Here is a 22,941-nt window from a genome sequence, read left to right as displayed (position 1 = left end):
GACTTACTTTTTGTAAGAACATACCTAGAGGTAAGCTCCAGACATGAGGGAAGGTGCGCAGCTGACGCAGGCCGAGGCGGGCAACCGGTATGAGGTGTTTCACACCGACTGCCCTGCGCGCGACGTGGTCGACCACGTGACCAGCAGGTGGGGTATCTGGGTGCTGATCGCCTTGCGGAGCACCGACCTTCGGTTTTACGAGCTGCGCGACAGCATCCAGGACATCAGCGAGAAGATGCTCGCTCAGACACTGCGCGCACTGGTCCAGGACGACCTGGTCTGGCGGAAGGTCGAGCCGACGACGCCACCACAAGTCACCTACGGGCTGACTGAGTTTGGCCAGGATCTCGGTGAGCCACTGACGGACTTGTTCGACCGGATCACCCAGCGGCTGGCAGCCAGCAGGACGTCTGCCACGGACAAGCCGACCGCAGAAGATCAACGGGTGCCGTAGCCCAATCCCGGTCTTCGACAACAGCGCCGCGTTGCCGCCGAACGCTCGCTGTCGCGGCGATCTCCCCCACCGCACACCTCCAAGCCCACGAGCGATGCCCCGTGAGCCCACGGCGTCAGCGAGCTTCCACCAGGGGCACCAGAAGCAGCGCCCAATCACCTGTACGAGTGAGCGGCTTGACCGGTCAGTCTCAGATTCGTGTCAGATAGGCCATCGCTTGGCCATCGCTCGTGAGATTTGGCCACGAAAGACCTCGCCGGGGCCCTGCGTGTCCAGGTCAGCCGCTGTCTGCACGCGGTGGATGGAATCCCACCGGAGCGCGGCCGTACTGCGTCGGTGGGTGGGTAGCGCGGGCCGCCGCACCGCCCTCCTCGTCGCGGTCCTGCGGGAGGGCCGCCGGTCGCCCGGCCCGCGAGACCGAGCAGAACAGGTCACTCTCTCCGCGACCACGTCCTCGATCCGCCGGACCGTGGCTGCCGGTGATCGTCGCTGCTCGAGGCTTCAGCACCTGCGAGGAGTGGTGCGGCGAGCCGTCGGCTCTCACTGAGCGCTGCCTCTCCGCGTTCGCGGGGGGGGGCGCGTCCGTACTCATGGCCAGCGGGCACCACTCCCCCGGCCTGAGTGAGTACCGGATGAGTAGTAGCCCCCTGCCCCCGAGCAGTCCCTGTGCCGCGCCGTGGTGGCCGGCGCTAGGCGCCATCTCCGGCCGGCGATGGACGCGCCAGCTGCCGTTACGTGCAGAGAAGTTCACCTGGCCGTCGGCATCGCCGCACCAGTGGTACACGCGACCGGCGCCCCATCTGGTTGAAGCTGGGTCTGCCCGTCCGGGCAGAGGCGCCGGTGGAGGAACCGACCCCGACCCCCGTGCCGACGCTGGACGAAGGACGTGCCGGCGGCGGCACAACGGTTCCCATGGGCCGTGGCCGCGCGGGTCTGGTGTCTGCTCCACAGCAATGCGGCGCGGGGGGCGAGGACCTGGCCGCGTGGGGGTACGGAGCTCGTGCGTGCTCTCTGCGTACCTTCACTCCGACGAGCCGACGTTCTTGCGCCCCTCGGCTGGCTGCCGCTGTCATCGTTGGTCGTGACACGCGCTCAGGCGTGATCTGTCGCGCTTGTGCGCGCGAGAGCGTCAGGGACGGGAAGTAGAAGGCGAAGGGTTTTCCATGGTCATCGGGGACATTCCCGCTTTCACCGGCACGCCCGTCGTGGGCCATCCCCACGTCGAAGAAATCCAGTCCCAGTCACTGGCGTGGATGTGTGACATGGGCCTGCTTCCCGTCCCTGAGCTACGGGCCAGGTATGCGGGCATGCGGGTGGGGGCATGGCCCAGCCATTGTTATCCGTACACCAGCTTCGACTACGGCCTGTTGCTCGCGTGCTGGTGGTCTTGGTGGACCTACGTGGACGATGTCGCACCGCAAATGGACTGCGATCAGTGGCTGAAGCTGTCGATGGACATGGAACACGTGCTGCGGTGCGCCGGGGACAGCGCGGTACCGACCGGTGGCTCAGACTCCGGTCAGCCGTTGCTGCGTTCCCTGGCAGACCTCTGCCGACGCACAGCCGCCGCCGGCAGCGACGCCTACTACGAGCAGGTCGCCGCCGGCAGCATCGACGCCCTTTACGGCTTCGGACTTGAGGCACTCAACGAGCGTCTGCACCGCATGCCGGACATCGACCTGGAGCTGTCGACGCACTGCGAGTACCTGCGGGGCCGGTACAAGACGATCGGGCTCATCGTCGACGTGGCTTACATCGAGGGCGCTCTCGGCTTCGACGTTCCGCATGCGGTGCGCCGCACCACCGCCTGGCAGGACGTGCTGGAGACGGCGTTCAGCGTCATGATCCTTCAGAACGACCTGGTCGGAGCGGATCGGGACGACGCAGCCAGCGACACCTACAACGCCGTCAGTCTTCTGTGCCGGCGGCAGGGGCTTTCCCCCGCGGACGCCGAGCGCCAGGTCACCCGCACCATCGCAGCCAGGATCACAGAGTTCCTCCACCTTGAACGCGTCTTTCCCGACCGCGTCATGGACCTTCATCTGTCCGCCCTGGATCTCCAACAGGTGCAAGACGTCATCGGCAAGGTGAAGATCATGAGCCAGGGTGCGCTGGCCTGGTACACCGAGACGTCCCGTTACATCCCCGAACAGAGCAGACAGACCCCCCTCGCGGTGCCAGACATGACTGAACCGGTGGTCTGAAGCCTCCTGGCCGAGCACCGCCGGTGCCGGAGTCGCCCTGCGTCCGACTACTGACGGCGAGCAGCAAGTCCAGCAATTTCCCGACCGGTTCGGCCTGGCGCTGGCCCACTCCGACCGCCGCACCGCCCGCGTTTACGAGAAGCGCCCCAGGCCGGCCGATAGGTGCCGCTGCCGTGGCCCTCCTCCCGCTGGCCCACTCCACTGGACGCGGTGATCGCAGAGGCGCGGCTGTCGACGGAGCATCAGGCAGGTCTCGTCCTCGCTGTCCCGGCCTACACCACCGGGGCGGGCACGTCGATCGGCGGCCGTACCTGGGTCGTTCGCGCGTTGACCCCGATCGGCGACGAGGTCGAACTGACCATCGGCGGCGCTTCCCGCACCTGAGTGCCGGTCTCGGAATCCAGCGTCCCGGTTCAGTCCCGTTCCCACTCGAGCCCGTACACCCCGGGCGGGCACTTGGCGGGGAGCACATGAGCGGCGTGGGAGGCGTCCAGTTCCACCCGGTGACGGTCACGCGGTTCGTCGCCGAGCCGTTCCCGGTAGTAGTAGTGGCAGTGTGCCGGGAGCGCGAGCGGATGGAACCGTACGTGCAGCAGGTAGGACCGGAGCGGGTCCCGGATACGGCGCTCGTGCGAGTGCGAGGTCATGGACGTGCGTCCGATACGAATGGTGTAGTCGACCACCGCTGTCTCGTTGCGGGCCAGGGGCCGGCCGAAGGAGATGTCGGCCACCACGCTGCACAGGTCCGGCACGAATTGTCTGCCGGTCAGTTCCCCGTTGCGTACGACGATGTCGACGTCGTCGGACGGCTGCGCGTCCAGGAAGTGGACGACGGTGACTTGCCGGGCACCGGCACTGACCGCGCGCAGGACGTTGGTCACGGTGATCTCGCGGATGGAGCGGTGCTCGTCCAGAGTCATCGTCTCGTGGCTGACGAGCAGTTGGGTGTCGGCGTTGAAGTGGGCGAATGCCTCGCCGAGGGCTTGCTCGAGGTCGGACTTGTCACCGTAGACGCAGCGGGCGGCGGTGGGATCGTGGGCCAGGGCTCGGCCCCGGGGGCGGTGGGGTCCGAGCAGGGAGCGCAGAGTGCCCGACTCGAGGCCGAGCATGGGCTCCAGAGCGTCGATGGCCTGCAGCGACTGGGAGCGCTCGGGTTGGCTGCGTCCACGCTGCCAGTGACTGAGTGTGGCCACGCTCACGTTGATGCCCTGCGCCTGCAGGCGGCCGCATATCCGCTCCAGGGGCAGTCCGCGGCGCCGCAGAGCATCTCGGAGGGCGAGGGCGAAGTTCGTTTCGGTTCCACAGTGATCGTGGCTCGAGCTGGTCGGCATGACTTCTTTCCACGGGAGTGCTGCCCCCTGCCGGCGACCGGACCGCCCGCCGACGGGACCGCCCACCGTAGCCGGTGAACGGTCCCTGGTCATCCGTAAAGCGGGCGGAGGTCAGTTGGTGTTCAGCGTCAGGCCGTAGTAGCTGAGCGCGTCGTCCAACGGCTGGAAGTAGGAGGAGCCGCGGGAGTTCACACCTCCCGTGCACTGCTGGCCGGTGGGGCCGCCGGAGGTCAGGCCCTGGGCCTGGTTGCCGGAGACGTAGGCGCCGCCGCTGTCACCGCCCTCGGTGCAGACGGTGGAGCTGCCGAGGCCGGTGACCACGGTGTCGGGGCCGCCGTTCTGGTCCGTGTACGTCACGCTGACGTTGTACGACTCGACCTTGCCGCAGGTCCAACCGGTGGTCTGGCCGGACTTGCACAGCGCGGCCCCCGAGGCGGCACGCTGGCTGCCCCTGACGGCGACCGGGCTGCTGTTGCCCCAGGTGCCCACGCTGGTGGCGATGGAGTTGCCGGCGTCGATGGCGGCGACGCCCATGTCCACACTGCGGGAGCCGAGCGCGAACCGGGTGTCCGTGGCCTTGGCGAAGCGCGCGTTGTCGTAGGACAGCACGGGGAGGTCCTGCACGCAGTGTCCGGCGGTGACGAGGTACTGCTTGCCGCTCCGGTCGTGGGCGCCGTAACCGACGGAGCAGACGAAGCCGTTGAAGGTCATCTGACTGCCGGGGTAGATCACCGCCTGCGGGACGAGTTCTTCCCGGCCGCGCACGATCCTGACCGCGGATCCGTACTTCTCGGCCTCGGTCAGGAAGGCCTTGGCGGCGGTGCCACGATCGCTGTTGACCTCGATCGTTACGGTGTCCGAGACCAGGTCGACACGCCAGGAAGCCACGCCGGCCGGCACTCGCTTGACCGCGAGCGTGTCCAGCTTCGCCTTGATCCGGTCCAGTTCGGTCTGGCCCCGGGCGGGGACCCGGGCGGCCAGTCCGGCCTTCTCCACCTTCTTGGCCTCTGCGGTGTCGTCGGCGTTGACGGTCAGCTTGCCGGCGGCGTCGACGAAGGCTCCGTCGGCCGATATTCCGCTCTTGGTCAGGCTCGCCAGTCTGGCCTGCTGTGTCGCCTGCTGGTCCAGACGCTCGACGGCGGCCTTCTCGCTGACTCCGAGTGATGCGGCGAGCGCCTGCACCATCTCCGGCTGGTACCGCGGGGCGGTTCCGGTGTCCTGGGCCTGGGCACCGCTCACGGCGGAAACCGAGAGAAGGACGCCGGCTGCGGCGACGAAGGCATACTTACGCGAAATGCGCACACTGATTCCTTCCAGTAGCAGGCAAGGTCGCGCAGCAGAGGGCGACTGCTTGCCTGGTGGCGACAGTTGGGGGATGGTCGCCACGCCTTGACTCTGGCCGAGCGGAGATCGGCTCATCAAGGCCCGGAGCAGCGAGGGTTTTTAACAGAGATGGTTCAAAACTGTATAGGTCCGCGCCGTGGGACGGGATGCGTAGCGGGTGGGGCGCCGCCAACCTGAATCGCGTCCCCAGCTCAGCCAACAGGAGTTAGTGGAGTAGCACCCGAGGGGGCCTTCTGGCGCCGCGAGATGGGTCGGCTGGTTCAACAACCAGCGTCTCCACAGCCATCGAAGACGAGCCGCCTCACGGGGCGACGCATGGCAACGAGCCCTTCCAGGTGGACTACCGGTGCGGGTCGGTGACAGTGCCTTCCAACGGGAGTCACTGCTACGTCGCGGACGTCGAAGGCACCGAGATCGAGTGCGGCCACCGACGGCCACTCACCGCTGAGACCGCCGTGATACCTGACGCCGCTGATCAGGCCGTCTTCAGCGGCCATCCGCCCCAGCGGGTGCCCTTCTCGCTGCGTATGCGGGCGCGTTCGCGGCGTTTGGCGGCCGTAATGCACAGTGGGCCGGCCACTCCTGTGAGGCCCGGGCCGTGGCCGCGCCGCGCCACCTCAGCCGGGCGTGGAGACGGTCGAAGACGAGGCGGCCTTCCTCCCACGGACCGCGACCGGGCTGTGGCCGTGACGGCGTTCGCCCGCGACGCGGGCCTCGATCCGGGACGGTGCCCCTGGGGATCCGCAAGCTGGAACAGGATCTGGGCGGCGAGCTCCTGGTCCCCGGCGGAGTCAAGCACCCCCGTGCAGTTCACCAGCCTCGGCGAGAAGGTCGTGGACGCCGCGGCGCCGTATACCGACCTGTTCGGTGATCCCCCCGGACCACTAGCCCGCAGGCATGAGCGACGCTGCATCCGGGCGGTATCCCTGCGCGCGGGCCGCGAGGAGTGTGGATCATGGGAGGGGGCGTTCTTGGCCCGCGTCGAGGAGCTCGGTCACGAGCCGACGGGCGTACGCGGCGTCGAGTCCGGCCGGGCGGAAGAGGATGCGGTACATGATGGGGGCGACCAGGCGGTCCATCGCCGTCTCGACGTCGGGAGTGTTCTCCTCGCGGTCGATCGCGCGGGCGAGCATGACGTCGACCTGTTCGGCCGCGTAGGCCGAGCACTGACCGGCGTTGCTGCCGTCCGGGTCGCCGAGCAGAGCGTCACGGATGTAGGCGCGGCCGGAGGGGGACGACATCTCGTCGAGGAACTGTTCGGCCCAGGCCGTCAGGTCGGACAGCAGGTCGCCGTGGCTCTCCGGTTCAGTGTCGGGCCGCAGGCGCTCTACCGCGACGTCCGACAGCAGCTCCTGCAGGTCGCCCCAGCGGCGGTAGATCGTCGAGGGGGTGACTCCGGCGCGCTGGGCGACCAGCGGGACGGTCACCGCGTCGCGGCCCCGCTCCGACAGGATTTCGCGGACAGCGGCGTGCACCGAAGCCTGGACCCGTGCACTGCGCCCGCCGGGGCGCACCATCGGCTTACGACTCATGACTCCACCTTAAAGCACGGTTATTGCGTTTAGGAGGAGCATGCGGCTCGACGGCCGCGTCAGGGCCTCCTCGCCGGTCTCCCCGCTGCGCGCATCCGGTCCTGATCCCGACCGGCCGAACGGCATAGGGGCCGGGCCGGAACCGTCCGGCCCGCACACCGCTCTCAGGCGGTCGGCGCGAGCGATCGGGCGGGCTGCGTCCGCTCGTAGGCGTGGCCCACCCGCAGCAGCTGCCGCTCGCCGAAGGGCCGTCCGAGCAGCTGCATGCCGATCGGCATGCCCGCCGTGTCGTGGCCCACCGGGACGGACAGAGCGGGCACTCCGGTGATGTTGGCCGGGGAGGACAGACGCACGTAGGCGTCGGAGACGGCCTCGGTCGAGCCGTCGGACCATGTGACGCTCTCCTGACCGGCCTTCACCGCGGTCATAGGGACCGCCGGGGCGGCGATCACGTCGACCTTCTCCAGGATGCGGGCCCATTCCTCCTGCATGAGCGTCCGGGAACGCTGGGCACGCAGATAGTCGCCCGCGCCCATCAGCTCACCGGCCTCCAGGAGGATGCGGACGTCCGCCTGGTACAGCTCGGGGACCGTACGCAGTGTGCCCTCGTGGTAGGCGGTGGCCTCCGGCACCATCAGCCCCCACTGGGTGGCCTGGATGTACCGGGTCATCGGGATGTCGATCTCGACGAGTTGGGCGCCGAGCGTCTCCAACTGCGCGATGCCCCGGCGGACTGCGTTCTCCACCTCCGCGTCGACACGGTCGAAGTAGTAGTTGCGTGGCACCCCGACGCGCACGCCCGCCAGGTCCGGCTCCCGTTCCGGCCGGTGGTCGACGGCGGGGGTGTCCAGCGAAGCGGGGTCGCGCGGGTCGTGCCCGGCGAGGACGGACAGGACCAGGGCCGCGTCCTCGACGGTGCGGGTGACCGGACCGACGTGGTCCAGCGACCAGGACAGCGACGTGACGCCGTGGCGCGGCACCAGCCCGTAGGTCGGCTTGAAGCCGACGACTCCGTTCAGCGCGGCGGGAACCCGGATCGACCCGCCGGTGTCGGTGCCGAGGGCGAAGGTCGCCGCCCCGGCCGCCACCGCCACGGCGGACCCGCCGCTGGAGCCTCCCGCGACCCGGCCGCGGTCCCAGGCGTTGCCGGTCTGCGGGGTGGTCAGGCCGTAGGCGAACTCATGGGTGTGGGTCTTGCCGACCAGGACGGAGCCTGCGGCCCGCAGCCGGGCGGCGACCGTGCTGTCGGCGGCGGCGCGGTGGCCGGCCCGGACCCGGGAACTGGCGCTGGTGGGCGAACCGGCGACGTCGATCAGGTCCTTGAGCCCGGCCGGGACGCCGTGCAACGGCCCCCGGAACACGCCGCGGGCCGCTTCCTGCTCGGCCTCCCGCGCCGCGCCGCGGGCCTGCTCGGCGGTGACCGCGACGTACGCCTCGACGTGCGGGTCCACCTGCTCGATGCGGTCGAGGACCGAGTCCACCAGCTCGACGGGGGACAGCCGGCGGGCCCTGATCTGCTGCGCGGCGTCGGCGAGGGTCAGCTCATACGGCTGCATCGCGCTTCTCCTTTCCGGCGCGGTAGGCGCCGGCGGGCGGGGTGTCCCCGAAGTCCAGCTCACGCAGGACCGCGACGACGGAGTGGATGTGCTGGGCGGTGGCGGCAACCGCGGCGTGGCGGTCATCGGGCAGCGGAAGTCCGGCACGGGCGGCCCAGCGGGCGGCCTCGGGCGGCGTGAGTTCAACGGAGGGCACAGTTTCTCCTGATCAGAGGCGTGGTTACGAGGCACTCCAGCACTCCACACCAAAAGCTAACGGTTTGCGTTAACCCGAACGTAGGGCCTACGGTCGGGTTAACGCAAATCCATTGCATTTACAGAAGGAGTCCCATGCCCGGCGTCATCTCCGACGTACAAGCGATGGCCGACGCATCCGCGAACTCCGACGCACCCGCGCACGTCGCTCGCCAGGCCACCCGCACCCGTACGTCTACGCAGAGGCGCACGGCTTCTTTCGCCCTCGACGTGTCGATACTCGCGGCCCTCCTGGCCGCGTCCAGCGCTCCGACCCCGCTCTACCCTCTCTACCAGGACCAGTGGGGCCTCTCCGCGCTCGCCGTCACCGTGGTCTTCAGCGCGTACGCCCTGGCCCTGTTGCTGGCCCTGCTCACCACCGGAGCGCTCTCCGACCACCTGGGGCGACGCCCCGTCCTGGCAGGCGCCCTGCTCATGGCGGCCGCCTCCATGGTCCTTCTGGCCTCAGCGGACGGCGCTGTCTCCCTGGCCATCGCCCGGGTCCTGCAAGGTGCGGCCACCGGCGCGGCCACCAGCGCCGCGGGCGCGGCGCTCCTCGACCTGGAAAACGCCCGGCGCCCGGGCCGGTCCGCCCTGGCCAACAGCGTCACCCCGGTCGCCGGCATGGCCACCGGCGTGCTCGTCTCCACCCTGCTCGTCAGTTTCGCCCCCGCCCCCACCGTCACCGTCTACGTACCGCTGGCGGCGTTGTTCCTCGCCCAGGCGATCGCGGCCACCTTCACCACGGAGACGGCCCACCGCCACGCGGGAGCGCTGCGGTCGCTGCGCCCGCGGGTCGGCGTCCCACCCCCGGCCCGCCGCACCCTGCTGGCCGCGGGCGCCGCCGTCGGCACCGTCTGGGCGCTGGGCGGCTTCTACTCCTCCCTCGGCCCGGCCCTCGTACGCCTGGTGGCCCCCGACGCCCCGCAAGCAGCCCGCGGCATGGTCTTCTTCACCCTCAGCGCCACCGCCGCGCTCACCGTATGGGCGCTGCGGCACAGGCCGCCCTACGCCACGGCGATCGGCGGCTGCCTGTCCGTCCTGCCCGCCGCGGCGCTGACCCTGAGCGGTCTGCACGGCGCCGGGCTGCCCGCCGTCTACGGCGGCGCGGTGCTGGCAGGCATCGCCTTCGGCGCCGTTTCCCAAGGGGCGCTGCGTATGCTCCTCGCCTCGCTCGACGAGCGGGACCGCGCCGCGACACTGGCCGCCTACTACATCCTCAGCTACCTCTCCATGAGCCTGCCCGCCGTCGCCGCGGGCGCCGCCACCCAGCACTACGGACTGGGGACCGCCTCACACGCCTACGCCATCACCACCGCTCTCCTCGCCCTGGCGGCCCTGGCGCCACTCACCGCGTCACGACGCGGGGCGGCCCATCCCGAAGCCGACCGCTCCCCCTGAAGAGAACAACCGACCACCTCCGCTGAAAAGAACAAGGAAACGACGCACCATGCGCACCTCCCCCGCCGCCACCCCCATCCCCTCCTGGAGCGTGGGCGGCGTCACCGTCCACCGCATCGACGAAGTCGCCCTGCCGCCCGCGACCGGACCCTGGCTGCTGCCCGACGCCACCCCCGAGGTGGTGACCGCCCAGGACTGGCTGCACCCCCACTTCGCCGGCCAGGACGGAATCCTGCACATCGACAGCCACAGCTTCGCCTTCGTCGCGAACGGGCTGCGCGTTCTCGTGGACACCGGCATCGGCAACGGCAAGGAGCGCGCCAACCCGGCCTGGCACAACCTGCGGACCGACTTCCTGGAGCGCCTCAGCGCCGCCGGTTTCCCCCCGGACTCCGTCGACCTGGTGGTTCTCACTCACCTGCACGCCGATCACGTCGGCTGGAACACACGGCACGTGAACGGCGAATGGGTCCCCACCTTCCCCAACGCCCGCTACCTCACCTCCCGCGCCGAGCGGGAGTTCTGGGCCACGTACGACATGGAGGAGGCACGCGAACAGATGTTCCGCGACTCCGTGATCCCGGTCGAACAGGCGGGTCTGCTGAGCACGGTCGACGTCCCGCACAAGGGGGCCGAGATCGCCCCCGGCCTGCGCTTGATCCCGACGCCCGGCCACACCCCCGGCCACGTCGCCGTGGAACTGACCAGCCAGGGTCAGACGGCGCTGATCTCCGGCGACTGCGTCCACCACCCCGTCCAGCTCGCCCACCCCGTCATCGGCGCCTGCGTCGACATCGATCCGCGACAGTCCGAGGCCACCCGCCGCGAGCTGCTCGGCTCCCTCGCCGGCACGGACACCCTCCTCCTCGGCACCCACTTCGCACCGCCCACCGCCGGCCGCGTGGTCACCCACGGGGACGCCTACCGGCTGGAACCCGTCCCTGCTTCCTGACGCCGTTGCCACGCCGTCCCGGTCACCGCAGGTATGGCCCAGCCCCCGGACCAGCTGGACGTGGTGATCACCCGACGGACGCACCGGCGAAACCGGCCCCGGACGGATTGCGCCCAGCCCTGGCCTGGCCAGGAAGCTATGTGGCTGGCAGCGCCGGTTGCACCGCAGGCAGGATTTCAGCCCGGGGCAGGTCTTACCGCAGCGGAAACACAGCTCCACCGACACGTCCGGGTGGCTGCGGTGAGAACGTCACAGACCAGCTCGTGGTTGTCGCAGCTCAGGCACCCTCCTGCTGAGACCGCTGCGCCCGGCCCGCATGTCCTGTGTGATTCGCTGCCGGGCCTCGTCGGGGAGGGGCGGGGTGACCTGCGCTCCTCTGTCCGCCGCTGGCCATCTATCGGGCGAAGCCACATAGCGCATGGACGGCATCGGGGCACCTGGGGCGCACCACTGTCCCGTGACAGGGCACCTGGACCGCTGCCATCAGAGTTGGAGTGATGCGGAAGCCCAACAGGCACCGACAGTGCAAGGTTTTGTGAATTCAGCCATGCGTGTACTGTCGTGGTGTGCTGACTCTCGCTGCTGACATCGAGGTGCTGGCGCGGTTCGGCCGCGCCCTCGCCGACCCGATCCGCTGCCGGATCCTCCTTGCCCTGCGCGAAGCCCCGGCCCATCCCGCCGACTTGGCCGATGCCCTGGACATCTCCCGGACCCGACTGTCGAACCACCTGGCGTGCCTGCGCGACTGCGGCCTGGTCGTCGGGGTGCCGGTGGGCCGGCGCACCCGCTACGAGCTCGCCGATGAACGTCTCGGGCATGCGCTGGACGACCTGCGCACCGCCGTGGTCGCCGTTGAAGCCGACAGGACGTGTGTGGACGCGGACGAGAAGGGCTGCTGCTGATGGCCGCCGGGATATCCATCGGCAAAGCCCCTTCCCCGGCCCGCCGCGACGTCCTCGCCAGGCGGATACGGCTGTTGGTCGCGGCCACCATCACCTACAACGTCATCGAAGCGGTCGTCGCGATCACCGCTGGGACGATCGCCTCCTCCACCGCGCTGATCGGCTTCGGGTTCGACTCCGTCATCGAGGTCTCTTCCGCCGCCGCGGTCGCTTGGCAGTTCTCCGCCTCTGACCACCCGACCCGGGAAGCCAGGGAGAGGCGCACCCTGCGGATCATCTCGGTGTCGTTCTTCGCGCTCGCCGCGTTCGTCAGCGTTGACGCCGTCCGCGCGCTGGCTGGTACCGGCGAGGCCGAGCGTTCCATTCCCGGCATCGTCATCGCCGCCCTCTCCCTCGCGGTCATGCCGTTCCTCTCCTACGCCCAGCGCGAGGCAGGCCGCGAGCTCGGCTCCGCGAGCGCGGTCGCCGACTCCAAGCAGACGCTGCTGTGCACCTACCTGTCCGCGGTGCTCCTGGTCGGCCTGGTCCTCAACGCCGCCCTCGGCTGGTCCTGGGCCGACCCGATCGCGGCCCTCGTCATCGCCGCCATCGCCGCCAAGGAAGGCCGCGACGCCTGGCAGGGCAAGGGCTGTTGCGCGGCCCCGGCCGCAGCAATGCCGCCCACCGGTGCCGAGGAGACCGACACCTGTGATTGCCGCTCCGGCTGCGACTGCTGTGGCTGACCGCATCACCTAACGCTGTGGGCCCTGGCGAGACACCGACTGGCTCAGCGAAAGTGCCCGCCGCTGCCCCGTCTCTCCCAGCCCGCACCTGTTGATCACCACCCATAGCGCCCACCACCCCAAAAACCTGACCGTGCCCTCACGGCGCCGGCGGCAGGGGTCCGACCTTCAGGCCGCCGCGGACGCGCAGCACGCGGGGCCGATGACGGAACCGGCCAAACTCCTCCGGTCGTTCCTGGTCGGTCTGGATCTTCGCCACCTCGCTCGCGATGACCCCTCTACGCGCAGACCGACGCCAGCGTGCCCAGGTCGGTGGGCTGTACGAGGTCGACCTGACGTCAGACGGCGCCACCCCGCGTACCGTGGCCACCCGTCTCGGGTGCAGCGTCCGCGTGGCGCTGGACGGCGCGGGCCGCGCGTACGTCTGCGACTCGGTCGGCGGCAAGGTGCACGAGGTCGTCGTGGCCGACGGCGAGGCCAAGGGCCGTCAGCGCATCGTGGCCGACGGCCTGGGCAACGTCAGCGGCATCGGGCTGGACCGCGACAACGGACTGATCTACGTCAGCAACCGGCAGGGCAAGCTGCTGCGGATCTCCGGCGTACTGCGCGGCGCCCCGGCAGCGTCGTAGCGAGGCACGGCCCCCGCGGGGGCCCGGACGACCGTGCTCACAGCGTGCCCAGTTCCACCGCGCGGGCCATGGCCCGGTACTACCCGACGTCCTTCGGGTGCAGGTGGTCGCCTCTGTCGTACGCGGGCGCGATCCGCTCCGGGGCCCGCGGATCTGCGAGAACCTTAGTGGCTCGACGGCCTCGCGAACAGCGGACTGGTCCCTCTCGGCGGTTCCCGCCCTTGCCGGCGCTCAGCGGTGTCATCTGGTGTCGGCCGCTGGGGGTGTGACGGTTGCTGCATCGCGGTGTCCGGCGAGGAGGGCTGCGGCAGATTCTGCACCGGGACCCAACGAGTAGTTGCCTCCGGGAACTGGAACGTTCCTGGAGGCAGCTCGCGGTGAGCGGGCACCGGGTTCGCGCCGGGAGGGGGAAGGCCGGCACAAGTCCCCCTTTTTCAGCTGCTCACCGCGCCGTGAGGACAGAGTCCTCTGCGGCGGTCTGGGTGGGTGCGGTGGTTTTGCGAGGAAGACCGGTCGTGATCAGAAGCCCGATCAGCATGCCCGCCGCGGTGAGCAGGACGACGAGGAACTCCCCGTCCGCGGTGGCATGTCTGAAGGGCATCTCCCGCCTTGCCGTCGGTGCCGACGTCGGCGATGGCGGTCAGGACGGCCAGGCCGATGGCGTTGCCGATGTTGAGGGTGGTGGAGGCCATGCCGTTGGCGATGCCCTGCTCGTTGGGGGCGACGCCGGTGGAGGCGGCGATCCACATGGCGGTCCAGACGATGCCCTGGTCGATGCCGGACAGGATCAGGCCCGGCAGCGCGGTCGTGTAGGTGGCGTCGGCATCGAACCCCAGGGCGAGGACAGCGGTGCCGACGGCACCGACGGCGAAGCCCGCGATCAGCGTGGTGCGGGTGCCCAGGCGGGTGGTCAGACGTTCACCGAGCTGGGTGCCGGTGGCGATGGCCACGGACGGGACGAGGAAGGCCAGCCCGGTTTCCAAGGCACTATAGCCGTGGACGTTCTGCATGAGGACGGTCAGGAAGTACGGCAGGGTCCCGAAGGTGGCCATGTAGATGAAGGTCACGGTCATGCCGACGCTCAGGCTGCGGTTGCGGAAGAGCCGGAACGGCATCAGCGGATCCTTGCTGCGCACCGGAGAGCAGCACGATCGGCCGGAGGAAGGCGCGTGGCGGCGGAAGAGACCGGTGAGGTGGGTGACCGCCCTCTCGATCAGTTCACCGGGGTCCAGGACCTGCCAGGAGGCCGGGGCGCCGAAGACCTTCTGGTCGGTGACGATCCGGGAGATGCCGTGCTCGTAGACCGCGAGCAAGTGGGCGTCCTTGTTGGTGGTGCGGTCGTACAGGGCGCGGGGGGGGCGACCTGGGCCTTCTCGCAGCGGGCGGCGATGGTGACGCGATCCTCGACCACACTCCCCTCCTGCAGAAGGCCGTCGGCGAAGGCACCCCCGGCGACATCCTCAAGCAACTCGAAGAGAGAGATCGACCGAGCCGGAGCCGCCTTCGCCTCCACGTCCGGCCACGCGCGCTGAACCCGTGAACAGGACGAACGCCGCACCGGTCAGGCCCGCGCGGACCGTACCTCCAGGGGGAAGTGGCACAGGGCGGTGTGGTCATCGCCCGCGTCCTCGGGCTCCCGGCCGACGACGGGGGGCGCCTCGGTGGCGCACGTGTCCTCGGCGCGCCAGCAGCGGGTGCGGAACCGGCAGCCGGAGGGGATGTCGAAGGGCGAGGGGATTTCTCCCTTGAGCTGGATCTCCTGGCCGTGGGCGGCGCGGGAGGCGTCCAGGACCGGTGCGGCCGACATCAGTGCGGCGGTGTAGGGGTGCTGGGGCCGGTCGAAGACCTCCTCGGTACCGCCGTGTTCGATGACCTTGCCCAGGTACATCACCGTCACCCGGTCGGAGATGTACCGAACCACGGACAGGTCGTGGGAGATGAACACGTACGCTACGCCGAGGCGGGACTGGAGTTCCGAGAGCACGTTGAGGACCTGGGCCTGGACCGACAAGTCCAGGGCGGAGACCGGCTCGTCACACACGATGAGGTCGGGGTCCAGGGCCAGCGCGCGGGCGATGCCGATGCGCTGGCGTTGACCGCCGGAGAACTCGTTGGGGTAGCGGTGGGCGTCGCTCTCCCGCAGCCCGACCAGGGACAGCAGTTCCCCGATCCGCTTCGCGCGGTCCCTGGCCCCCGGGACGACGTCCCGGTGGGTGCGCCACGGCTCGCCGATCAGATCGGCGGCCGACATACGGGCGTTGAGTGAGGCGAAGGGGTCCTGGAAGACCATCTGGACGCGGCGCCGCCAGTTCAGCAGTTCCTTGCCGCGCAGGGCGAACGGGTCGACACCGTCGTACCGCACCGTGCCCGCGTCCGGGCGTTCCAGCCCGAGCAGCACCCGGGCGAGAGTGGACTTGCCGCAGCCTGACTCGCCGACGAGCCCGAGGGTCTCCCCCCGGCCGAGCCGTACGTCCACTCCGTCCAGGGCCGTCAGTCGGCGGCGGCCGCTGCCGAAGCTCTTGGTGACACCACGGACCTCGAGCAGCGGCGGGTGTCCCTCGGTCCGGGGTCCGGGGGCCTCGGTGGTGGTGGACTCAGTCACGGTCGAGCTCCTCGGAGAAGTGACAGGCGGCCGAACGTCCGGCGCCGGTGGCGCGCAGGAACGGCCGCTCCCGGACGCAGCGCTCCCGCACCAGCGGGCAGCGGGCCTGGAAGACACACCCGGACGGCACCGCGCTCAGCTCGGGCGGGCTGCCGGGGACCGCGGGCAGCGGCTGTCCGCGCACGGCGTCCTCGGGGACGGAGTCGAGCAGTCCACGGGTGTAGGGGTGGCGGGGTGCGGAGAAGACCTCGCGCGCCGTGCCCTTCTCCACGACCGTTCCCGCGTACATCACGACGACGTCGTCGGCGCGCTGCGCGACCACGGCGAGGTCGTGGGTGATCAGTACGACGGCCATGTCCCGCTCGTCCTGGAGGTCCCGCAGCAGCCGCATGATCTGTGCCTGCACGGTGACGTCGAGGGCGGTGGTCGGTTCGTCCGCGATGAGCACGTCGGGGTCGAGGGCGACGGCCATCGCGATCAGCAGCCGCTGGCGCATGCCGCCGGAGAACTGGTGCGGGTAGGACTTGGCCCGCTGCCTCGGCTCGGGAATGCCGACGCGGGTCATCAGCTCGATCGCCTTCTCGTGGGCCTCGCGCCGGGAGAGCCCGCGGTGGATGCGGAACGGCTCGCCGATCTGCCGACCCACGGGCTGCACGGGGTTGAGGGCGGTCAGGGCGTCCTGGAAGACGATGGACAGGACGGGGCCGGCCAGTTTGCGGCGCTCGGCCGGGCTGAGCCGCAGGGTGTCCCTCCCCCGGACCCGTACGGCGCCCCCGGTCACCTCGGCGGCGGGGTCGAGCAGGCCCACGACCGACAGCGCGGTCATCGACTTGCCGCACCCGGACTCGCCGAGGAGGGCCAGGGTGCGGCCGCGGCGGACACTGAAGCCGACGCCGTCCACGGCGCGCACCGTCCCGGAGGCCGTGCTCAGGTCCACGCACAGCCCTTCGACGTCGAGGGCGAGGTCCGCGGCGGACGGGGCGGACGCGGATGTGGTCGTCACGGGATCATCTCCGGGGGAACGGCGGCGGAGGCTCCGCGGCGCTTGCGGGGCAGCGTCAGACGCCAGCGCTGGGCGGGGTCGGTGGCGATGCGGGCCCAAGCGGCGAGCACCGTGGCGGACACGGTGGTGAGCACGATGGCCAGCCCGGGCAGCACGGTGATCCACCAGGCGGTCTGGAGGTACTGCCGGCCCTGGGCGACCATCAGGCCCCAGCTGACGTCCGGGGGCTGGATGCCGATGCCCAGGAAACTCAGCGAGGACTCGGTGAGCATCACGAAGCAGAAATCGAGGGTGGCGACCGTCAGCAGCGTCGGCAGGGCGATCGGCAGGATGTGCCGGTAGATGATGTGCCGGCTGGGGGTGCCGAAGGTGCGGGCCGCGTCGACGAACAGGCGGCTGCGCAGTTCGGCCGCCTCCGCGCGGGAGGTGCGCAGATACACCGGAACGCGGGCCACGGCGAGGATGAGCACGATGTTGAGCGCGGAGGGCGAGAAGACGTACAGCACGACGACCGCGATGAGCAGGGACGGGAAGCTGAGGATGACGTCGGCCACGCGCATCGCCACGCTCTCCCGGCGGCCCCCGTGGTAGCCGGCCCACAGGCCGATCGCCGATCCGACGACCAACGAGCAGAGCACCGCGGGGACGGCCACGGACAGGGTCGTCGCCGCCGCGTCGATCAGCCGGGCCAGCACGCTGCGGCCGAGGACGTCGGTGCCGAGCAGTCCGTGGAAGCCGTCGCTCAGGGAGGGCGCCCGCAGGGAGGCGTCCAGGTCCTGGCGCTGTGCGTGGTCGCCGATGAACAGCCGGCCGAAGAGGGCGGCGAGGAGGACCACGGCGAGGATGACGGCTCCGACGGCGGCGGCCCGGTCCCGGCCGAGCAGTCGCCACCAGCGGGGCGGGCTCTTCCGGGCGGGGGCGGACTCCGGGGCGTCCTCACGCCCGTCCGCGGCGGAGAGTGCTTCTTCGGTCATGATGCTTCCTTCGCTCACGCGGCCGCCGCCTCACGTACTCGGGGGTCGGTCAGCGCGTGGCAGACGTCGACGAGGATGTTCAGCGCGAAGATCGTCACCGCCGTCATCAGGACGGCGGCCTGGAGGACCGCGAAGTCCCGCTGGAGGATGGAGTCGATCATGAGTTTGCCGATGCCGGGCCAGCCGAAGATCGTCTCCACGATGACGGCGCCGTTGACCAGGCCCACCGTCAGGTCGCCGGCGACGGTCAGCACCGGCGTCACGGCGTTGCGCAGGGCGTGGCCGAAGATGACCCGACAGGGCGTGGCACCCTTGCTGCGGGCGATCTTGACGTAGGGCGCGGAGAGCGCGGAGACCATGCTGCCGCGCACCACCTGGACGAGCACGCCGAAGGGGCGGATCAGCAGGGTCGCGATGGGCAGCACCCAGACCTCGGGCCCGCCGAAGATGCCCGAGGTCGGCAGCAGGTTGAGGCTGACGCCGAAGACCAGGACGCCCATGATGGCGAACCAGAAGTCGGGGATGCTGGCGGCCGTCATCGACAGCAGGCTGGCGATCCGGTCCACCGGGGAGTTGGGCCGGTAGGCGGCCAGGCTGCCGATCAGCACCGCGCCGGTGATCGCCAGCAGCATGGTGACGCCGGCGAGCTGGAGGGTGACGGGGAAGGCGTCCAGCACCATTTCGGTGGCGGACTGCCCGGTCCGCAGCGAGGTGCCGAAGTCCAGGTGCGCGGCGTCGACGAGGTAATTCCACAGCTGTGCCGGTACGGAGAGGTCGAAGCCCTGAGCGGCGGAGAACTCCGCGCGCTGTTCGGGGGTGGCGCTCAGCGGGAGATAGAGGTCGACCGGGTTGCCGGTCATCCGGGCCAGGAAGAACACGCCCAGCACCACGCATACGAGGGGGATGGCGCTGGAGAGGATGCGCTTGCGCAGAAAGGCGGCCATGTCAGTGCTGTCCCGCCTTCGCCGAGCCGACCTCTGCCAGCCGCATCTCGTCTCCGGTGGCGGAGTTCGGCTCGTACCGGATGGACGGTGACAGGCCGAGCAGTCCGCTCATGTGGGCCAGGTGGGCGTACTGGACGACCGACCTGTTCTGCTCCGCGAGCAGGCCGGCGAAGGCCTTCTGGCGCTGCTCGCCGAAGAGCGCGCCGGCGTCGGCGACGCGCCGGTCGAGTTCCTCGGTGCCGAAGGTGGACTGAGGGCCGTCGCTCAGCAGGTACTGGCTCGTGGTGAAGGCCGCGTCACCGGCCTGGTTGCCGTGCATGATCAGCAGGGCTATGGGGCCGACGTTCTTGGGCAACGGGCGTAGCTGGTACTGGAGTTGGGTGGCGGTGTCGGCCATGCGGACCTTGACGTTCAGTCCGATCCGCTGCATCTGGTACTGGAGGGCCTCCGCCGTCTCCGACACCCCGGCGAACATGCCGTTGCGTGCGACCAGGGTGATCTGCCGGTCGACGGGTACGCCGTCGGCCGCGGCCTCCTCGATCATGGCCTTGGCCCGTTCCACGTTCTGCCGGGTCGGTTCCATCTCCTCGTTGTGTCCGACCACTCCGGGCGGGACCAGTTGGCCGGCCGGTTCGGCGAGTCCACCGAGCAGGGCGTCGATGATGCCGTCCCGGTCCAGAGCCAGGTCGACGGCGCGGCGTACCCGTATGTCGTCGAGCGGCGCCTCGCGGCCGTCCAGCCGCAGCGCGGTGGTCTCGTTGTTGGGGTAGGCGACCGTGGTGTCCTTCTCGGCCTCGATGGGATCGAGGGCGACGGCGATCTCCGCCTCACGCTTGTCGATCATGGCGGCGCGGACGCTGGCGTCGCTGCGCCATACGTAGCGGGCGCGGGAGAAGTCGGGGGCGTCGCCCCAGTAGTCGTCGTAGCGGCTGAGGTTGATCGCCGCTCCGGGCTGCCAGGAGCTGACGGCGTAGGGGCCGGTGCCCATGGGGATACGGACCTTCGTCTCGGGGTCCGTCGTGCGCGGCACGATCTCCACGAAGCTCAGGCGCAGCGGCAGGATCGGATCGGGCTGCTCGGTGGTGACGGTCAGCCGGGTGTCGCTCTCCGCCTCCACCTTCAGGTCGTTGTCGCCGAAGACGTAGCCCTCGACGTTGCAGGCGAGGTCGGAGTTGACCGCCCGGTCGATGGAGAAGGCGGCGTCCTGCGCGGTGAAGGGCTCGCCGTTCTGGAAAGTCACTCCCTCGCGCGTGTCGAAGGTCCAGGTGCGGTCGTCGGTCTGTTTCCAGCCGGTGGCGAGCAGCGGGTGCAGCTCGCCGGAATCGGGGTCGCGTTCGACGAGGGGCTCGGTGATGTTGGACCTGACGACCACGCCGGTAGCGGTCAGCGATGCCTCGCAGGGTTCCAGGGTCGGTGGCTCCTGGGTGAGCACCACCCGAAGGGTGCGGCCATCGGCACGGCCGGCGTCACCGGCGGCACTGCCCGCCACGGCGCAGCCGCTGGACAGCAGCACCGCGCCCGCCAGGAGTGTCGCCGTCGGCGCGCGCAGGCGCCTTCGTCCGGTGGGCGGGAGGGAGGGAGCGGAGAACTTCATCGTCGACCTGTCTCCGGTGAGTGCTGGTGTGGCGCGTTCCACGTACGGCGACCGCGAGAGGCTGTCTACAGTTGCGTACTCAGTCCGCATCTGTGAACGCCGAAGCTAATCCGGCACTGCGGCAGCGTCAAGACATGCGCGGGAACGGATCCATCTCGCTCGCGCTGCTCACCTGCGGCATCGGGGCCCACCCATTGACACCACCTCAACAGGCTGTCTACAAATGAGAACGTCGACTACATATGAGGATGCCCTTCATGATGCGGACCTCAGAGCGGATCGCCGGCGTCACCGTGACCCCCGTGGCCTTCCGGGACCCGCCCTTGCTGAACGCGGTCGGAGTGCACGAGCCCTATGCGCTGCGCACCGTCGTGGAGATCACCACCGAGTCGGGTGTCAGCGGCGTCGGTGAGACCTACGGCGGAACGGTGCATCTGGAGCGACTGCGGCGTGCCGCCGACGAACTGGCCGGCATGGACGTGTGGCGGCTGAACGAGCTGATCGCCCGCACCACACGTGCGCTGGGTGCCGATACGACGGGCGGCGACGGCATGTCCGGCATGGTCACGGGCAGCAGCACGGTGGACCGGGTCATGTCCCCGTTCGACGTCGCCTGCCTGGACATCCAGGGCAAGCTCGTGGGTCGGCCGGTCAGCGATCTGCTGGGCGGAGCGGTGCGCGACTCGGTGCCCTACAGCGCGTACCTCTTCTACAAATGGGCCGCCCACCCGGGCCGGGAGGACGACGACTGGGGCCCCGCCCTCGACCCGGCGGGGCTGGTCGAACAGGCCCGCCGCATGATCGGCACGTACGGCTTCACCTCCATCAAGCTCAAGGGCGGCGTCTTCCCGCCCGACGAGGAGATCGCGGCGGTCAAGGCGCTGCGGAAGGCGTTTCCGGGGCTCCCCCTGCGGCTCGACCCCAACGCGGCATGGAGCACGGAGACGTCCCTGCACGTCGCCCGCGAGCTGAACGGCGTTCTGCAGTACCTCGAGGACCCGACCGAGGGCGTCGGTGGCATGGCCGCCGTCGCCCACGCGACCTCCACGCCGCTGGCGACCAACATGTGCGTGGTCTCCTTCGACGATCTCGCCCCGGCGGTGGCGAAGGGGGCCGTGGGCATCGTCCTGTCCGACCACCACTTCTGGGGCGGTCTGCGACGCTGTGGACAACTCGCCGCGATATGCGAGGCCTTCGGGCTCGGCCTGTCGATGCACTCCAACTCGCATCTCGGCATCAGCCTCGCGGCGATGACCCACCTGGCCGCCGCAACACCCCGGTTGACCTACGCCTGTGACACGCACTGGCCCTGGAAGCGGCCCGACGAGGACGTCGTCGACCCCGCCCCACTGCGGTTCAGCGAGGGTCGGCTCGCCGTGCCGACGGCTCCCGGACTCGGTGTGGAACTGGACCGGGAAGCCCTCGCCCGGCTGCACCGGCAGTACGTCGACTGCGGGGTGCGCGACCGCGACGACACCGGCTACATGCGCCGCTTCGAACCCTCATTCTCCATCAAGACCCCCAGGTGGTGAGCGGCCGATGCGCATCATGCTCAACCACCGCGTCCTGAGCCGCTTCCACGACCGGCTCAAGGCGTCCACACAGGGCGAACACGACTGGTTCGAGGCCTTCGACTGGGACGCCGCACGGCTCTCCGAGGCCGTCACCGACATCGACGTCTACGTCGGCTCGAAGCTGCGCCCCGAGGACGCCCGGCGCGCGCAGCGGCTGCGGCTCGTCCACGTCGTCGGCGCCGGCTACGACGGCATCCCGCTGGACTCGCTCCACCCTGGAGTCACGGTGGCCACCACCCACCACCACGGCCGCTCCATCGCCGAGCACGTGCTGATGTCGGTCCTGATGCTCTCCCGCGACGTCCTGGGCGCCGACCGCGCGCTGCGCGCCGGGCACTGGCGCAACGTGGCGGTCGATCCCGCGCTGCCCTTCGGGACCACGCTGCGGGGCCGCCGGGTGGGCATCATCGGCTTCGGCGAGACCGGCACCGAGGTCGCCCGGCTGTGCCAGGCGGCCGGCCTGCGCGTCCGCGCCGTACGACGCGACCCCTCGGCCCCGTTCCCCGCGGACCTGCGGCCCGACTGGGTCGGCGGCGACGACCGGCTGCCCGAACTGCTTTCCGACTCCGACATCGTGGTGGTCACCGTTCCGCTGAGCCCTGCCACCCGCGGACTGATCGGCCCCGCCGAACTGAAGGCCATGGGCCCCGAGACCCTGCTGGTCAACGTGGCGCGGGGGCAGGTGGTCCAGGAGGAGGCGCTCTACGAGGCGCTGGCCTCCGGCACCATCGCGGGCGCCGCGCTGGACGTGTGGTGGTCCGGCCCGCCCGACCCGCCGAGCCGGCTGCCCTTCCACGACCTGGCGAACGTGCTGATGACCCCGCACCACTCGGGCCACACCGCCGACACCTTCGCCGCTCGCGCGACCGAGATCGCCGAGAACATCGACCGGTTGGAGCGGGGGGACGCGCTGGCCAACGTGGTCCGTGCCGGTTCCCCCTCCACCGGCCACTGACCACACCACTCCCGTCCCTCCCCCAGAGTAGGAA

The 22,941-nt window shown here is 70.2% G+C and carries 21 protein-coding genes; 10 read left to right on the top strand and 11 right to left on the bottom strand.

What is annotated here, in order from left to right; all coding sequences use genetic code 11:
• Window positions 1-43: 43 nt before the first annotated feature.
• From RI578_RS38980 to RI578_RS38970, 3 genes are all read left to right on the top strand, one after another.
• Entirely contained in the window at window positions 44-454 is a 411-nt protein-coding gene (locus tag RI578_RS38980) for a helix-turn-helix domain-containing protein (protein WP_310875518.1), read from the top strand.
• 1,163 nt (window positions 455-1,617) lie between these two features.
• Window positions 1,618-2,658, top strand: coding sequence for a terpene synthase family protein (locus RI578_RS38975; protein WP_310875517.1), 1,041 nt, complete (start codon window positions 1,618-1,620; stop codon window positions 2,656-2,658).
• Window positions 2,659-2,868: 210 nt separating this feature from the next.
• A complete protein-coding gene (locus RI578_RS38970) occupies window positions 2,869-3,042 on the top strand; it encodes a hypothetical protein (RefSeq protein ID WP_310875516.1) in 174 nt (57 codons plus the stop codon).
• Between the two features lie 29 nt (window positions 3,043-3,071).
• Here the strand turns inward: RI578_RS38970 and RI578_RS38965 are convergent, their stop codons facing one another.
• The 5 genes from RI578_RS38965 to RI578_RS38945 all read right to left on the bottom strand — a co-directional run bounded on the left by RI578_RS38965 (window position 3,072) and on the right by RI578_RS38945 (window position 8,617).
• On the bottom strand, window positions 3,072-3,989 hold the full coding sequence (locus RI578_RS38965) for a hypothetical protein (protein WP_310875515.1): 918 nt from the start codon (window positions 3,987-3,989) through the stop codon (window positions 3,072-3,074).
• A gap of 111 nt (window positions 3,990-4,100) precedes the next feature.
• Complete coding sequence (locus tag RI578_RS38960; RefSeq protein ID WP_310875514.1) at window positions 4,101-5,291, bottom strand: S1 family peptidase; 1,191 nt, start codon at window positions 5,289-5,291, stop codon at window positions 4,101-4,103.
• Window positions 5,292-6,286: 995 nt separating this feature from the next.
• Window positions 6,287-6,865, bottom strand: coding sequence for a TetR/AcrR family transcriptional regulator (locus RI578_RS38955; RefSeq protein ID WP_310875513.1), 579 nt, complete (start codon window positions 6,863-6,865; stop codon window positions 6,287-6,289).
• Window positions 6,866-7,029: 164 nt separating this feature from the next.
• On the bottom strand, window positions 7,030-8,421 hold the full coding sequence (locus RI578_RS38950; protein ID WP_310875512.1) for an amidase: 1,392 nt from the start codon (window positions 8,419-8,421) through the stop codon (window positions 7,030-7,032).
• Window positions 8,408-8,617 carry a hypothetical protein gene (locus tag RI578_RS38945; protein WP_310875511.1) on the bottom strand — a complete coding sequence of 70 codons (210 nt, stop codon included), beginning with the start codon at window positions 8,615-8,617 and terminating at the stop codon, window positions 8,408-8,410. Before RI578_RS38945 ends, RI578_RS38950 begins: the two co-directional genes overlap by 14 nt.
• A gap of 134 nt (window positions 8,618-8,751) precedes the next feature.
• Here RI578_RS38945 and RI578_RS38940 point away from each other — a divergent pair, with 134 nt between their 5' ends.
• The 5 genes from RI578_RS38940 (at window position 8,752) to RI578_RS38920 (ending at window position 13,261) form a co-directional block, all read left to right on the top strand.
• Window positions 8,752-10,056, top strand: a complete 1,305-nt coding sequence (locus RI578_RS38940) for an MFS transporter (RefSeq protein ID WP_310875510.1) — start codon at window positions 8,752-8,754, stop codon at window positions 10,054-10,056.
• A 49-nt stretch (window positions 10,057-10,105) separates the two neighbouring features.
• Window positions 10,106-11,008 (top strand): MBL fold metallo-hydrolase, encoded by a 903-nt coding sequence (locus tag RI578_RS38935; protein ID WP_310875509.1) that lies wholly within the window; start codon window positions 10,106-10,108, stop codon window positions 11,006-11,008.
• A 566-nt stretch (window positions 11,009-11,574) separates the two neighbouring features.
• Complete coding sequence (locus RI578_RS38930; protein ID WP_310875508.1) at window positions 11,575-11,910, top strand: metalloregulator ArsR/SmtB family transcription factor; 336 nt, start codon at window positions 11,575-11,577, stop codon at window positions 11,908-11,910.
• Window positions 11,910-12,632 carry a cation transporter gene (locus RI578_RS38925; RefSeq protein ID WP_310875507.1) on the top strand — a complete coding sequence of 241 codons (723 nt, stop codon included), beginning with the start codon at window positions 11,910-11,912 and terminating at the stop codon, window positions 12,630-12,632. Before RI578_RS38930 ends, RI578_RS38925 begins: the two co-directional genes overlap by 1 nt.
• A 362-nt stretch (window positions 12,633-12,994) precedes the next feature.
• Entirely contained in the window at window positions 12,995-13,261 is a 267-nt protein-coding gene (locus tag RI578_RS38920; protein ID WP_310875506.1) for a hypothetical protein, read from the top strand.
• A gap of 434 nt (window positions 13,262-13,695) precedes the next feature.
• Here the strand turns inward: RI578_RS38920 and RI578_RS38915 are convergent, their stop codons facing one another.
• The 6 genes from RI578_RS38915 to RI578_RS38890 form a co-directional block, all read right to left on the bottom strand.
• The gene (locus RI578_RS38915; protein WP_310875505.1) at window positions 13,696-14,574 is read right to left on the bottom strand and encodes an MFS transporter; all 879 of its coding nucleotides are present in this window, start codon (window positions 14,572-14,574) and stop codon (window positions 13,696-13,698) included.
• A 248-nt stretch (window positions 14,575-14,822) separates the two neighbouring features.
• Window positions 14,823-15,863, bottom strand: coding sequence for an ABC transporter ATP-binding protein (locus tag RI578_RS38910; protein WP_310875504.1), 1,041 nt, complete (start codon window positions 15,861-15,863; stop codon window positions 14,823-14,825).
• Window positions 15,856-16,866 carry an ABC transporter ATP-binding protein gene (locus RI578_RS38905; protein WP_310875503.1) on the bottom strand — a complete coding sequence of 337 codons (1,011 nt, stop codon included), beginning with the start codon at window positions 16,864-16,866 and terminating at the stop codon, window positions 15,856-15,858. Before RI578_RS38905 ends, RI578_RS38910 begins: the two co-directional genes overlap by 8 nt.
• Window positions 16,863-17,840 carry an ABC transporter permease gene (locus RI578_RS38900; RefSeq protein ID WP_310875502.1) on the bottom strand — a complete coding sequence of 326 codons (978 nt, stop codon included), beginning with the start codon at window positions 17,838-17,840 and terminating at the stop codon, window positions 16,863-16,865. The genes RI578_RS38905 and RI578_RS38900 overlap by 4 nt, the downstream gene beginning before the upstream one ends.
• Before the next feature lie 14 nt (window positions 17,841-17,854).
• On the bottom strand, window positions 17,855-18,784 hold the full coding sequence (locus tag RI578_RS38895; protein ID WP_310875501.1) for an ABC transporter permease: 930 nt from the start codon (window positions 18,782-18,784) through the stop codon (window positions 17,855-17,857).
• Window position 18,785: 1 nt separating this feature from the next.
• A complete protein-coding gene (locus RI578_RS38890; protein WP_310875500.1) occupies window positions 18,786-20,378 on the bottom strand; it encodes an ABC transporter substrate-binding protein in 1,593 nt (530 codons plus the stop codon).
• A 260-nt stretch (window positions 20,379-20,638) separates the two neighbouring features.
• On the opposite strand from RI578_RS38890, the gene RI578_RS38885 reads away from it, so the two are divergent.
• Both RI578_RS38885 and RI578_RS38880 read left to right on the top strand, forming a co-directional pair.
• The gene (locus RI578_RS38885) at window positions 20,639-21,910 is read left to right on the top strand and encodes a glucarate dehydratase family protein (RefSeq protein WP_310875979.1); all 1,272 of its coding nucleotides are present in this window, start codon (window positions 20,639-20,641) and stop codon (window positions 21,908-21,910) included.
• A 7-nt stretch (window positions 21,911-21,917) separates the two neighbouring features.
• Window positions 21,918-22,907: a 2-hydroxyacid dehydrogenase gene (locus RI578_RS38880; protein ID WP_310875499.1), complete on the top strand. Its 990-nt coding sequence runs from the start codon at window positions 21,918-21,920 to the stop codon at window positions 22,905-22,907.
• Window positions 22,908-22,941: the final 34 nt, after the last annotated feature.

Source organism: Streptomyces sp. BB1-1-1, assembly GCF_031597775.1.
Lineage (GTDB): Bacteria > Actinomycetota > Actinomycetes > Streptomycetales > Streptomycetaceae > Streptomyces > Streptomyces thinghirensis.
Note: the sequence above shows the minus strand (reverse complement) of the source record. Positions and strands in the feature narration are given on the sequence as shown.